This is a genomic window from Azospirillaceae bacterium (assembly GCA_028283825.1).
Taxonomy (GTDB): domain Bacteria; phylum Pseudomonadota; class Alphaproteobacteria; order Azospirillales; family Azospirillaceae; genus Nitrospirillum.
The window spans coordinates 1-13,495 of record JAPWJW010000005.1; the positions used below are offsets into that span (position 1 = coordinate 1).

Consider the following 13,495-nt stretch of genomic DNA (forward strand, 5'->3'; position numbering starts at 1 on the left):
CCCCGGCGTCAGCCAGCTGGTGGTGACGGGGGCGGCCAGCATCAGCGGCGGCACGGTGCTGGCCAGCCTGCTGGCCACGGGCGTGTACCTGGTGGGCAGCGCCTACACCCTGGTGCAGGGCGGGGCGGGGTCCAGCTACACCGGCGCCACGGCGACGGTCTCGGGCGTGGCGGGCCTGAGTGCGGTGGGCAGCATCAGCGGCAACACCTTCCTGCTGTCGGTCAGCAACGACTATGTCGGCGGCAGCATCGGCACGCTGTCCAACACCGGCACCCTGAGTGCTGCCACGGCGGTCTACATCGCCTCGACCGGCAACCTGGGAACGCTGGTGAACACCGGTGTCATCCAGGGCAATGTCATCAACAACAGCGCCAACGCGCTGACCATCAGCGGGCGGCAGCGGCACCACGGTGGGCACGCTGACGGGCCAGTCGGGCCAGGGCACCATCACCAGCACGCTCGCCAACGTGGTGCTGGCGTCCGGCAACCCGGTGCTGAACGACGCCATCAATGTCGGCACCGGCACCCTGGTCAACGGCGGCGCCAACGTCCTGCTGACCAGCATCGTCTCGGTCAGCGGCGGCTACAGCCAGTCGGCCGGCACCTTGGGCCTTGGCGCCAGCCAGCTGGTGGTCAGCGGTGCCGTACAGCATCACCGGCGGCACGGTGACGGCCAGCCTGTCCAGCACCACCAACTACCTGGCGGGCGTGGCCAGTTCCACCACCCTGGTGGCGGGCGGCGCCGGTTCCAGCTACAGCGGTGCTGCGGTCGCGGTCGGCAACGTGGCCGGCCTGGCGGTGGGCGGCACCACCAGCGGCACCAACCTGGTGGTCCTGGGCCTGAACGACTATGTCGGCGGCAGCCTGGCCAGCATCGCCAACACCGGCAGCATCAGCGCCGACTACGCGGTCTATGTGGCGGCCACGGGCACGCTGGGCACGCTGTTCAACAGCGGCACGCTGCTGGGCGCCAGTGCCGCGCTGAGCAATCTGGGCAGCATCACCAGCATCCTGAACGGCACCTTGGGCACGGCGGTGAGCCCCGGCCTGATGGCGGGCGGTGTGGGCATCGCCAACGCCGGCTACCTCGGCACGCTGACCAACTACGCCACCATCCTGGGCACGACGGGGGCGGCGGTCGACAACCAGGGCACGCTCTTCGGCCTGGGCAACGCCGGCACCATGACGGGCGTGACGGCGGGCCTGAACAATGCCGGCAGCATGACCATCGTCCAGAACGCGGGCCTGGTCTCCGGCTCCATCGGTGTCAACAACACCGGCACGATCAGTGCGCTGGGCAACATCGGCTTCGGCACGCTGCTGGGCAGCATCGTCGGGTCGGCGACGGGCATCCGCAACAGCGGCAGCGGCGTGATCGGCACGCTGGCGAACGCGGGCCTGATCAGCGGCGTCACGGCCATCTACAACGCGGCCACGGCCACGCTGGGCACCATCGCCAACAGCGGCACCATTGCCGGCAACATCACCAACCTGTCGTCGGCCGACCTGGTGCTGGCCGGCAGCGGCGGCACACTGACCGGTGGCACCATCAGCAACACCGCCTCCAACGTGGTGTTCGCGGGCGGCAGCCAGACCTGGCCGACCAGCTCAACGTGGGCAGCCACACGGTGGTCAACAGCGGCGCCAGCCTGGGGCTGGGCGGCACCGTGACGGTGACGGGCAACTACAGCCAGGTCTCGGGCACGCTGTCGGTCAACCCCGGCGTCAGCCGGCTGGTGGTGACGGGGGGCGGCCAGCATCACTGGCGGCACGGTGCTGGCCAGCCTGTCGGCCACGGGCGTGTACCTGGTGGGCAGCGCCTACACCCTGGTGCAGGGTGGGGCGGGGTCCAGCTACACCGGCGCCACGGCGGCGGTTGCGGGCGTGGCCGGCCTGGGTGCGGCGGGCAGCATCAGCGGCAACACCTTCCTGCTGTCGGTCAACAACGACTATGTCGGCGGCAGCATCGGCACGCTGTCCAACACCGGCACCCTGAGTGCGGCCACGGCGGTGTACATCGCCTCGACCGGCACCCTGGGTGTGCTGGCCAACAGCGGCCTGATCCAGGGCAACATCACCAACAACAGCGCCAACGCGCTGACCATCACCGGCGGCACGGGCACCACGGTGGGCACGCTGACCGGTCAGTCGGGCCAGGGCACCATCACCAGCACGCTCGCCAGCGTGGTGCTGGCCAGCGGCGCCCTGTTGCTCAACGACGCGGTCAACGTCGGCACCGGCACGCTGGCCAACAGCGGCGCCAGCGTCCTGCTGGCGAGCATCGTCAGCGTCACCGGCAACTACAGCCAGGCATCGGGTGTCCTGGCCCTCAACACCGGCAGCGAGCTGGTGGTCAGCGGTGCGGCCAGCATCAGCGGCGGCACGGTGGCGGCCAGCCTGTCGTCCGGCAGTCATTACCTGGCGGGCCAGACGGTGGACCTGGTCCAGGGCTCGACCCTGTCCAGCTACACCGGTGCCGCGGCGCAGATCCTGGGGGCGCATGTCGGCGCCACGCTGGGCAACACCGTGGTCTCGCTGGGCGAGGGCTCGGGCGGCGGTTCCGGCAGCCTGGTCAGCCTGCTGCGCGCCGTGCTGACCAGCGATTATGTCGGTGACAGCCTGGCGGGCATCACCAACACCGGCACCCTGGGCAGCAACGCGACGGCGGGTGTGTACGTCGCCAGCACCGGCACGCTGGGCACGCTGTCCAACAGCGGCACGGTGCTGGGTTCCAGCGCGGCGGTGAGCAACCTGGGTAGCATCACCAGCATCCTGAACGGGACGCTGGGCACGGTGGTGAGCCCCGGCCTGATGGCGGGTGCGGTGGGCATCGCCAATGCGGGCTACCTCGGCACGCTGACCAGCTACGGCACCATCCTGGGCACGACCGGGGCGGCGGTCGACAACCAGGGCACGCTCTTCGGCCTGGGCAATGCCGGGACCATGACGGGTGTGACGGCGGGCCTGAACAACGCCGGCAGCATGACCATCGTGCAGAACGCGGGCCTGGTCTCCGGTTCCATCGGTGTCAACAACACCGGCTCGATCAGTGCGCTGGGCAACATCGGCTTCGGCACGCTGCTGGGGACCATCACCGGTTCCGCCATCGGCATCAGCAACAGCGGCAGCGGCGTGATCGGCACGCTGGCGAACCAGGGCCTGATCAGCGGCGTCACGGCCATCTACAACGCGGCCACGGCCACGCTGGGCACGATCGCCAACAGCGGCACCATCGCTGGCAACATCACCAACCTGTCGTCGGGCGACCTGGTGGTGGCCGGCAGCGGCGGCAATCTCACGGGCGGCACCATCAGCAACACGGCCAGCAACGTGGTGTTCGCGGGCGGGGCCCAGGTGGTGGGCGACGCGATCAGCGTGGGCAGCCACACGGTGGTGAACAGCGGGGCCAGCCTGGTGCTGGCCGGCACGCTGAGCATCACGGGCAACTACAGCCAGGCCAGCGGCACGCTGGTGCTGGGCACGTACGCGGCGGTGGTCAGCGGTGTTGCCAGCATCAGCGGCGGCACGGTCAGCACCAGCGTGGACCCGACGCTGAACTACATCGTGGGCAGCAGCACGGGCGTGGTGCTGGTGCAGGGCGGTGCGGGGTCCAGCTACAGCGGGGTCAGCGTCACCTCCACCGTCACCGGCCTGACCCTGGGCAGCGGAGTGGCCACCGTGGGGTCCAACGTGGACCTGGTGCTGGCGGCCAGCAACGACTACATCGGCGGCACGCTGGGGACCCTGAACAACAGCGGCACCATCGCCGGCGTGCTGACGGCGGCCTACATCGCCAGTGCGGGCAGCATCGGCACGCTGTCCAACAGCGGTGTGCTGAGCGGCTCGCGCTACGGCATCGACAACCTGGGCAGCATCGGCCTGGTGAGCAACAGCGGCACGGCCACGGGGGTGATCGGGCTGTACAACCAGGGCGTCATCGGCACGGTGCTGAACAGCGGCAGCCTGCTGGATGAGCCGGAGATCAACGCGGCGGGGCTGAACAACGCCGGCCTGATCGGGGCGGTGATCAACCAGGGCACGGGCACCATCAGCAGCGTGTTCTACGGCCTGTACAACAGCGGCAGCATCGCCAGCGTGGACAACAGCGGGCTGATCAGCGCCACCAACACGGTCTCCGGCCAGGCGCTGGCCAACGTCGGCACCATCGCCAGCCTGTCCAACGGCGGTGTGATCACGGGTGTCACGGCGCTGTACACCAGCGGCAGCATCGGCACGATCGCCAACAGCGGCACCATCGCCGGCGCGGTGGTGAACACCAGCGCCAACGCGCTGACCTTCACCGGCGGTACGGGCACGGTGACGGGCACCCTGACCGGCCTGGCCGGGGCGCAGGGGACGATCACCAGCACTGGCGCCAACGTGGTGCTGGCCTCGGGCAACATCCTGCTGAACGACGCGGTCAATGTGGGCACGGGCACGCTGGTCAACAGCGGGGCCAGCGTCCTGCTGACCAGCGTGGTCAGCGTGACGGGCAACTACGCGCAGAGCGACGGCACGCTGGCGATGGGCATCGGCAGCGGCACGGCGGGTGAGCTGCTGGTCAGCGGCGACGCGGCGTTCAGCGGCGGCACGGTGGCGGTGACGGCGCTGACGGGCAGCAACCTGATCGCGGGGCAGAGCTACACCATCGCCGAGGTGGGCGGGACCCTGACGACCAGCAACCTGGCGGCGGCGGCCACGGGCTTCAGCGCCACGCTGGGCACCGGCACCAACGGGACGTCGACCGACCTGCTGCTGACCCTGCTGAGCGATTACGTCAGCGGCACGCTGGGCACGCTGACCAACAGCGGCACCATCAATGCGCCGACGGCGGTGATGATCACCAGCGCCGGCAGCCTGGGCACGCTGGCCAACAGCGGGACCATCATCGGCAACGTGGTCAACGCCAGCGCCAACGACCTGGTGATCACCGGTGGCACCGGCGGCACGGTGGGCAGCTTCTCCGGCGGCACGATCCACAACAGCCTGTCCAACCTGACCTTCGCGTCGGGCGCGGTCAGCCTGGGCGACGCCATCGACGTGAGCGGCCACACGGTCAGCAACAGCGGCGCCAGCCTGACGCTGGCGAATGACGTCAGCGTCACCGGGGCCTACAGCCAGAGTGCGGGCACGCTGAGCGTGGCGGGCCATGTGCTGAGCGTCAGCGGGGCGGCGGTGGTGACGGGCGGCCTGGTCGATGCCGGCCTGAGCGGGACGGCCAACTACCTGGTGGGTGACGGCGTCACCCTGATCCAGGGCGGCGAGGGCAGCAGCTATACGGGGGCCACCGTCACCAGCGGCCTGACGGGCCTGGACGCCACCGGCACCACCAGCGGCACCAACCTGCTGGCGGTGGCTGCCAACGACTACATCGGCGGGGCCTACGGCACGCTGGCCATCACCGGCACGCTGGCCAACACGGCCGGGGGTGCCACGGCGCTGTACATCGCCCGCACGGGCACGCTGGGGGCCTTGGCCAACAGCGGCACCATCGCCGGCAACATCACCAACCTGTCGTCGGGCGACCTCAGCATCACCGGCGGCAGCGGCAGCGTGGTGGGTGTGTTCACCGGCGGCACCATCGCCAACACCGGGGCCAACGTGGTGTTCGCCGGCGGGGCGGTTGCCCTGGGCGACGCCATCGATGTGGGCGGGACGCACACGGTCAGCAACATCGGCGCCAGCCTCAACCTGACCAATGACGTGGCGGTCAGCGGCACCTATGCCCAGAGTGCGGGCACGCTGACTGTGGGCGGCCATGTGCTGACGGTCAGCGGCCCGGCGCTGGTGAGCGGTGGCACGGTGTCGGCGGGCCTGGCCAGTGTGGGCAACTACCTGGTCGGCGACAGCGTGACGATGATCACGGGCGGTGCGGGGTCCAGCTACACGGGCGCCACCGTCACCAGCGGCCTGACGGGCCTGGACGCCACCGGCACCACCAGCGGCACCAGCCTGCTGGCGGTGGCGGCCAACGACTACATCGGCGCCAGCTACGGCACGCTGGTCGTGACCGGCACCCTGGGCAACACCGCCGGGGGTCTGTCGGCGCTGTACATCGCCTCGACCGGCACGCTGGGGGCCTTGGCCAACAGCGGCACCATCGTGGGCAGCATCACCAACCTGTCGTCGGGCGACCTCAGCATCACCGGCGGCAGCAATGGCACGGTGGGCCTGTTCAGCGGCGGCACGATCAGCAACACATCCGCCAACGTGGTGTTCGCCGCGGGGGCGGTCAGCCTGGCCGATGCGATCAACGTGGCCAGCCACACGGTCGGCAACATCGGCGCCAATATCGGCCTGGCCCAGGACGTTGCCATCACCGGCAACTACAGCCAGTCGGCGGGCACCCTGTCGGCCAACGGCCATGTGCTGTCGGTCAGCGGGGCGGCCAGCGTGACGGGCGGCCTGGTCAATGCCGGCCTCAGCGGGACGGCCAACTACATCGTGGGCGACAGCATCACCCTGATCCAGGGTGGGGCGGGGTCCAGCTATGCCGGGGCCACGGTGACCAGCGGGGTGACCGGCCTGTCGGCCACCGGGGTGACCAGCGGCACCAGCCTGCTGGCGGCGGCTGCCAACGACTACATCGGCGCCAGCCTGGACACGCTGAACGTGACGGGGGTGGTGTCCTCGCCCACCGCCCTGTACATCGCGGCCACCGGGACCTTGGGCACGCTCGCCAACAGCGGCACGCTGGCGGGCAACATCACCAACCTGTCGGCCGGTGACCTGGTCATCAACGGCGGCACGGACGCGGCCCCGGGGACGCTGACCGGGTACAACGGCAGCGTCGGCACCATCAGCAACACCCTGTCCAACGTGCGGTTCACCGGCGGGGTGCAGCTGCTGAACGACAGCATCGATGTTGGCAGCCACACGGTGTTCAACAGCGGGGCGACCCTGCTGGTGAACAACGCGATCAACATCGCCGGCAGCTACAGCCAGAGTGCGGGCAGCCTGGTGATCGGGGTGACGTCGCAGACCAACTACGGCAACCTGGTGATCAGCGGCAGTGCGGCGTTCACCGGCGGGTCGATCGCGCTGCAGGGCGTGGGCAGCGGGGCGGGCGCCTTGCAGGCCGGTACCTACACCATCGCCTCGGCCAACGGGCTGAACCTGAGCGGCCTGAGCTTCAGCGCCACCGGCTACACCGTGACCAGCAACCTGGTGACGGTGGGCAACGTGACGGAGCTGGTGCTGAAGGTGGCGGGGGCCGCCACCAACTACACCTCGGTGGGCAACGCCCAGGGCGGTGCGGCGGTGGGCACGGGATCGGCGCTGGACCGGATCGCGGCCCTGGCCGGCAACAGCATCACCACCAACACGCAGCTGGCGGCCTTCCAGCAGCAGGTGCTGGCGCCGTTGGCGACCCTGACGCCGACGGCGCAGCGGACGGCGGTGGCGCAGCTGTCGCCCAGCCAGCTGACACCGCAGCTGACGGCGACGTCGGTGACGCCGACCACCACGGCCATCAGCCAGCACCAGGACCAGGTGGCGGGCCTGATGGACGGAGACGGCAAGGGCCTGGCGGCGGGCTCCGACGGCCGTACCGGGGTGATCTGGGGCGAGGTCGTGGGGGCGGGCGTGCTGCGCGGCACGACGACGGAGGCGGCCGGGTACCGGGCCAGCAGTGCGGGCATCGTGCTGGGGGCGGACTGGTTCGCCAACTCCGAACTGATGGCGGGCATGGCGTTCAGCTGGATCAACAGCGCGTCGGTGGGCCAGGGGGTGATGGCGGGCAGCCTGACGCGGGTGGGCAGCTACCAGCTGACGGCCTACAGCGTCTGGCGTCCGGACTGGTCGGACCAGCGTCTGTCGGTGGAGGGCCAGCTGGGCTTCGGCTACAACCACTTCGACCAGCGGCGCGACATCGCCTTCCTGGGCGCCCGTGCCAACGCCAACTATGGTGGCGAGCAGTACCTGGGCAAGGTGACGGTGGGGTACGACCTGCCCAAGCAGGGGGCGCTGACGTTCACGCCGCAATACAGCCTGCGGGCGGTGCGCCTGACCAACCATGGCTACCAGGAGCGGGACGCGGGTCCGGCGAACCTGACGGTGGACCCGTTGGGCACGACGGCGCTGACGCAGGAGCTGGGGGTGAAGGTGACGACGGACGTGCACACCGGCCTGGGCACGTTTATGCCGGACCTGAAGGTGGCCTGGCTGCATGACTTCAAGGACGGCCCCATCCCGACGACGGGCGTGCTGGCCGGCGTGGCGTTCGCCAGCACCACCGGGCGGATCAACACCGACGGCCTGGCGCTGAACCTGGGCACCACCCTGGACCAGGGCGGGGGATTCAAGCTGCGGCTGGAGTACAACGGCGAATACCGCCGCGACTACCAGAGCCACGGCGGCGTCCTGCGCGCCTCCTGGGACTTCTGATCCCGCAACCCCAAGCGGACAACCCAAACAAAACCCCGCCGGTGGCCGCCGGCGGGGTTTTTCTTTATGGTCGAACACCCCTACGCCAGCGGTCTTTCCCCCGTGAAGTCCACCAAGCCCCCCACCGAGACCTCGACCCTGGAATGGGATGATGTGCGCCTGTTCCTGGCCATCGCCCGGGCCGGTACCTTGAGTGCCGCCGCCCCCCGCCTGAACCTGACGCAGCCCACGGCCGGCCGGCGCCTGAAGGCGCTGGAGGGGCGGCTGGGCATCACCCTGTTCCAGCGCACGCCGGCGGGATTCCGCCTGACCGACGACGGCGAGGTCATGCTGCAATACGCCGACCGGATGGAGGCCGAGGCGCTGGCCCTGGAGCGGCGGCTGGTGGGGGATGGACGGGGGCTGGAGGGGCTGTTGCGCCTGTCCTCATCGGAATGGTTCGGGCGCCAGATCCTGGCCCCGGCCCTGGCCGGCTTTTCCATCCGGCACCCCAAGGTGACGGTGGAACTGGTGGTCGATTCCCGCCTGTTCGACCTGAACCGCCGCGACGCCGACCTGGTGTTCCGTTTCCTGCCCTTCGACGGGCCGGACATCGTGCAGCGGCGGTTCATGACCGTGCCCTACGGCCTGTACGCCGCCCCGGCCTATCTTGAGCGGCGGGGGATGCCCCGGGGCGATGGCGCCGGCCACAGCCTGATCGCCATGGACAGCCAGTTGAGCACCCAGGCCGACGTCGCCTGGCTGCGCCGCCATTTTCCCGAGGCGGGTTTCGCCCTGCGCAGCAACAGCCGCGACGTGCAGGCGGCGGCCTGCGCCGCCGGGGCCGGCCTGGCCGTCCTGCCCCGCGCGGTGGCGGTGGGCCACCCGCTGGTCGAGGTGGACCTGGGCGAGCCGCCGCCGGCGCGGGAGGTCTGGCTGGGTTATCACCGCGACCTGCGCCGCCTGGCCCGCCTCAGGGCCCTGCTGGACCATCTGGTGGCTTAAGCCGGCCTCAGGCGTCGGCGGTTGCGGTCGCAGCCTACATGGGTTCGAAACGCATGCGGCCGGCTGAGGGTCAGGCGATGCGGCGCAGGGGCTCCAGGCGCAGGGGCGCGCCCAGCAATTCGTCGAACCGGGCGGCCAGACTGGCCAGGTTGGCGCCCTTGGCGTGAACATCCAGGGCGGCCTGGTCGGCCCAGACCTCATACATCACCACGGTGGCGGGGTCGGTGCGGCTGATGTGGGCGGTGTAGGCGATGCAGCCCGGCTCCGCCAGCACCAGCGGCACCAGGGCGGCCATGGCGTCGGCCAGCGCCTGTTCCCGGCCGGGCTTCGCCGTCAGGTAGGCGACAAGCTGGATCTGGTCGGGGGAAACGGTCGTCGTCATTGTGGCTCTCACTTCAGCGGAACGGGGCCGGCATGGGTCCGGCCCCGTTATAATTCATGGGCTTGGCGGCACTTGTCCACCCCATCGCGACAATCGGCGCGCGGGTCAGAACCCCGTCAGCACCGTCTTGCCGATGGCGGTGCCGCTTTCCACGATGGCGTGGACGGCCTTCAGGGTGGCGGCGTTGATGGGGCCGGTCTCATGGGTCAGCGTGGTCTTCAGCACGCCCGTGTCCACCAGATGCGCCACCTCCTGCAACAGCTTGTGCTGCTCGACCATGTCGGCGGTCCCGAACAGCGACCGGGTGAACATCAGTTCCCACGCCACGGTGATGGACTTGCGCTTCAGCGGCACGATGTCGAAGGATTTCGGGTCGTCGATCAGGGCCACGTGGCCCTGGGGCGCCATGATGGTGGGCAGGTAGGGCAGCTGCCTGTCCGATCCCGTCAGGCCGGCCAGGTACTCCACCTCCGGAATGCCGATGCGGATCAGTTCCCGGTCCAGCGGCTGGTGGTGGTCGATGACATGGTGGGCGCCCATGTCCCGCGCCCAGACGATGGTCTCAGGCCGCGAGGCGGTGGCGATGACCGTCAGGCCCGTCAGGCGGCGCGCCAGCTGGATGAGGATGGAGCCGACACCGCCGGCCCCGTTGAGGATCAGGATGGACCCGCCCGCCCGCTTGCGGCCGTAGGGCACGCGCAGGCGGTCGAACAGCAGTTCCCAGGCGGTGATCGCGGTCAGGGGCAGGGCCGCGGCCTGGGCCCAGGACAGGGTGCGCGGCTTCAGCGCCACGATGCGTTCGTCCACCGCGTGCAGTTCGGCGTTGGTGCCGGGGTGGCTGAGGTCGCCGGCGTAGAAGACCTCATCCCCCACCTTGAACAGCGTCACTTCCGGCCCGACAGCCTCGACGATGCCGGCGGCGTCCCAGCCCAGGATGCGGGCCTGGCCTTCCGCCGGCTGGGCGCCGGCGCGAACCTTGGTGTCCACCGGGTTGACCGACACCGCCTTGATCCGCACCAGCAGGTCGCGCGGGCCCGGCGTCGGGGCGGGTATGTCGAGGTCGACCAGGGCGTCGGCGCGGTCGATGGGGCCGGGGGTGTAATAGCCGATGGCTTTCATGATGCGCATCCTCTCGGGGGCTTGTTGGATGCCCGGAGCATGGATCATGCATTCATGTTTCAGCCATGGCGTAAATCGTACGGTCTTTATACGGAAATGCATGGAAGTGACCCGCCTGCCTGGTGATATTCCGGGCACGGGGACGTTGCGGAACTGGTAGGACAACGTAAGCGGCGCGACACTCCCCAATTCCCGATGACGGCAGGAGGCGACCTCATGGCATTGGTGAGAATTCCGGCGGCGTATTTCGGCAGCGTGCTGGGCCTGGCCGGCCTGGGCGGCGCCTGGCGGTGGGCGCATTTGGCCTGGGGCCTGCCGGCGGTGGTGGGCGAAGGGCTGATGCTGCTGGCCTCTGTGGTGTGGCTGGCCCTGCTGGTGCTGTATGCCGCCAAATGGCTGGTCGACCGCGCCGCCGCGATGGAGGAGGCGCGCCACCCCGTGCAGTGCTGTTTCATCGGCCTGGTGGGCGTCGCCACGATGCTGGTGGCCGGGGCCGCCGTCCCGCATGCGCCCCGGGTGGCGGAAGGCCTGCTGATCGCCGGTGCCGCCTTCACCCTGGCCTTCGCCGTCTGGCGCACCGGCGGGCTGTGGCAGGGTGAACGGGATGAGGGTGCGACCACGCCCGTGCTGTACCTGCCGGCGGTGGCGGGATCCTTCGTCACGGCGGTGGTCGCCGCCGCGCTGGGCCGTGCCGATTGGGCGCGGCTGGCGTTCGGCGCCGGGGTGTTCGCCTGGCTGGCCATCGAATCCGTGCTGCTGCGCCGTCTGTACAACGGCCCCGCCCTGCCGCCCCCCTTGCGCCCCACCCTGGGCATCCAGCTGGCGCCGCCGGTGGTGGGCGCCGTCGCCTATCTGGGCGTCAATGGCGGCCGGCCCGATTTGGTCGCCTACATGCTGGTGGGGTATGGACTGTTGCAGGCCCTGGTCCTGCTGCGCCTGGCGCCCTGGATTCTGAAACAGCCGTTCGGGCCCGGCTATTGGGCCTTCACCTTTGGCGCCACCGCCCTGGCGGCCGCCCCCTTGCGTATGGTCGCGGCGGGGGACCAGGGCCCCATGGCCGTCCTGGCGCCCATCCTGTTCGCGGGTGCCAACCTGCTGGTGGGTATTGTGGCGCTGGGGTCGGTTTATCTGGTTGGCCGGCGGGTATTCTCCCGACCGATTGCCTGAGCAAAACGGGCGTGAGCTTCAAGCCCACGCCCGTCTGATATTACTGCACGGCGCCCTGCACCTCGGCCGCCGTCGGCTGGTACAGGCCGCCCAGGGCCCGCACCGTGTCGGTCGCCAGGCGCAGGCGCTGGCTGCGCACGTCCAGCAGGGCGCGTTCCGCATCCAGGGCCGCGGTCTGCGCCGTCACCACCTCCAGGTAATCCGACGCGCCGTCCTGGTAACGGGTCAGCGCCAGGTCGCGGGCGTGGTCGGCGGCGGTGGCGGCCCGGGTCTGGTTGCGTTCCTGGCTCACCAGCTGCCGCGCCGTGGCCAGATCGTCCTCCACCTCGCGGAAGGCGGTCAGCACGGTCTGGCGGTAATCGGCCACCGCCTGGTCGTACTGCGCCTTGCTGATGCGCACGCCGGCCTCGGTGGCGCCGCCGTCGAACAGCGGCATGGTCGCCGACAGCGGGCCCAGGGACCAGTAATTGTTGGCCGTCTGGAACAGGTTGCCGTAGGTCGACTGATAGCCGCCGGACAGGCCCAGGGTGATGTTGGGGTACTGGGCGGCGCGGGCGACGCCGATCTGGGCGTTGGCCGCCGCCACCCGCCGTTCCGCCGCCGCCACGTCGGGCCGCCGTTCCAGCAGGGTGGAGGGCACGGCCGTCGGGATTTGCGGCGGCGACAGCCGGTCGTTGGAGGCCGCCAAGGTGAAATGCGCCGGCACGTCGCCCAGCAGGATGGCGATGGCGTGCTCATCCCCGGCGCGCAGTGCCACGACGGCGTCCAGCTCGGCTTGCGCCGTGGCCAGCTGCGCCTCAGACCGGGCCACATCTATGCCCGACGCTCCGCCCTGGTCGTGCCGGGTGGAGGTCAGGTCGAAGGCCCGCTGATAGGCCGTCACCGTGTCGGTCAGCAGGGTGGTGCGGGCGTCCAGTTCGCGCAGGTCGAAATAGACGCTGGCCAACTGGGCCTGCAGGCCCAGGCGCACGGCCGCCACGTCGGACTGGGCGGCGTCGGCGCTGGCCTCGGCGGCCACCACGCCGTTGTGCACGCCGCCGAACAGGTCCAGCTCATAACTCAGCGACGGGCCGACGATATAGTTGTTGTAGGTCTCGGCCGACCCGGTGCTCAGCGGGCGGCGGGCGGAAACCCGGCTGCGCCCGGCCTGCGCGGCCATGTCCACCGTCGGCAGCAGGTTGGCGCGGTCACGGGTGACGATGGCCGTCGCCTGGGTATAGCGGGCCACGGCGGACGCCAGGCTGGGGTTGCCGGCCTCGATCCGGTCCTCAAGCCCGCTCAGCACCGCGTCGCCGAACAGGTCCCACCACTTGCCGGTGGCGGGCACGGCCACGCCGGCCTTCTGCCACGGTCCACTTTCTTGCGGACCCGTTTCCTTGAACGCGTTGCCGGCATCCACCACCGGCGGCTTGTAGTCCGGTGCCAGGTTGCAGGCCCCGGCCAACAGCAGGCTGGCCA

The 13,495-nt window shown here is 70.3% G+C and carries 8 protein-coding genes; 5 read left to right on the plus strand and 3 right to left on the minus strand.

The window, feature by feature from the left end:
- The 4 genes from PW843_26940 to PW843_26955 form a co-directional block, all read left to right on the plus strand.
- A partial coding sequence (locus PW843_26940) for a hypothetical protein (GenBank protein ID MDE1150202.1) occupies positions 1–670 on the plus strand: 670 nt, incomplete at its 5' end.
- On the plus strand, positions 640–1,671 hold the full coding sequence (locus PW843_26945; protein MDE1150203.1) for a hypothetical protein: 1,032 nt from the start codon (positions 640–642) through the stop codon (positions 1,669–1,671). The genes PW843_26940 and PW843_26945, both read left to right, overlap by 31 nt.
- A gap of 102 nt (positions 1,672–1,773) precedes the next feature.
- The gene (locus PW843_26950; GenBank protein ID MDE1150204.1) at positions 1,774–8,385 is read left to right on the plus strand and encodes a hypothetical protein; all 6,612 of its coding nucleotides are present in this window, start codon (positions 1,774–1,776) and stop codon (positions 8,383–8,385) included.
- 66 nt (positions 8,386–8,451) lie between these two features.
- Entirely contained in the window at positions 8,452–9,369 is a 918-nt protein-coding gene (locus PW843_26955; protein MDE1150205.1) for a LysR family transcriptional regulator, read from the plus strand.
- A gap of 70 nt (positions 9,370–9,439) precedes the next feature.
- Here PW843_26955 and PW843_26960 read toward each other — a convergent pair whose 3' ends face one another.
- Both PW843_26960 and PW843_26965 read right to left on the minus strand, forming a co-directional pair.
- Positions 9,440–9,751, minus strand: coding sequence for a putative quinol monooxygenase (locus tag PW843_26960; GenBank protein ID MDE1150206.1), 312 nt, complete (start codon positions 9,749–9,751; stop codon positions 9,440–9,442).
- Between the two features lie 105 nt (positions 9,752–9,856).
- Complete coding sequence (locus PW843_26965; protein ID MDE1150207.1) at positions 9,857–10,870, minus strand: zinc-binding alcohol dehydrogenase family protein; 1,014 nt, start codon at positions 10,868–10,870, stop codon at positions 9,857–9,859.
- A 216-nt stretch (positions 10,871–11,086) separates the two neighbouring features.
- On the opposite strand from PW843_26965, the gene tehA reads away from it, so the two are divergent.
- Positions 11,087–12,037: a dicarboxylate transporter/tellurite-resistance protein TehA gene (gene tehA, locus PW843_26970; protein MDE1150208.1), complete on the plus strand. Its 951-nt coding sequence runs from the start codon at positions 11,087–11,089 to the stop codon at positions 12,035–12,037.
- Positions 12,038–12,077: 40 nt separating this feature from the next.
- Here the strand turns inward: tehA and PW843_26975 are convergent, their stop codons facing one another.
- Positions 12,078–13,481: an efflux transporter outer membrane subunit gene (locus PW843_26975; protein ID MDE1150209.1), complete on the minus strand. Its 1,404-nt coding sequence runs from the start codon at positions 13,479–13,481 to the stop codon at positions 12,078–12,080.
- Positions 13,482–13,495 lie beyond the last annotated feature (14 nt).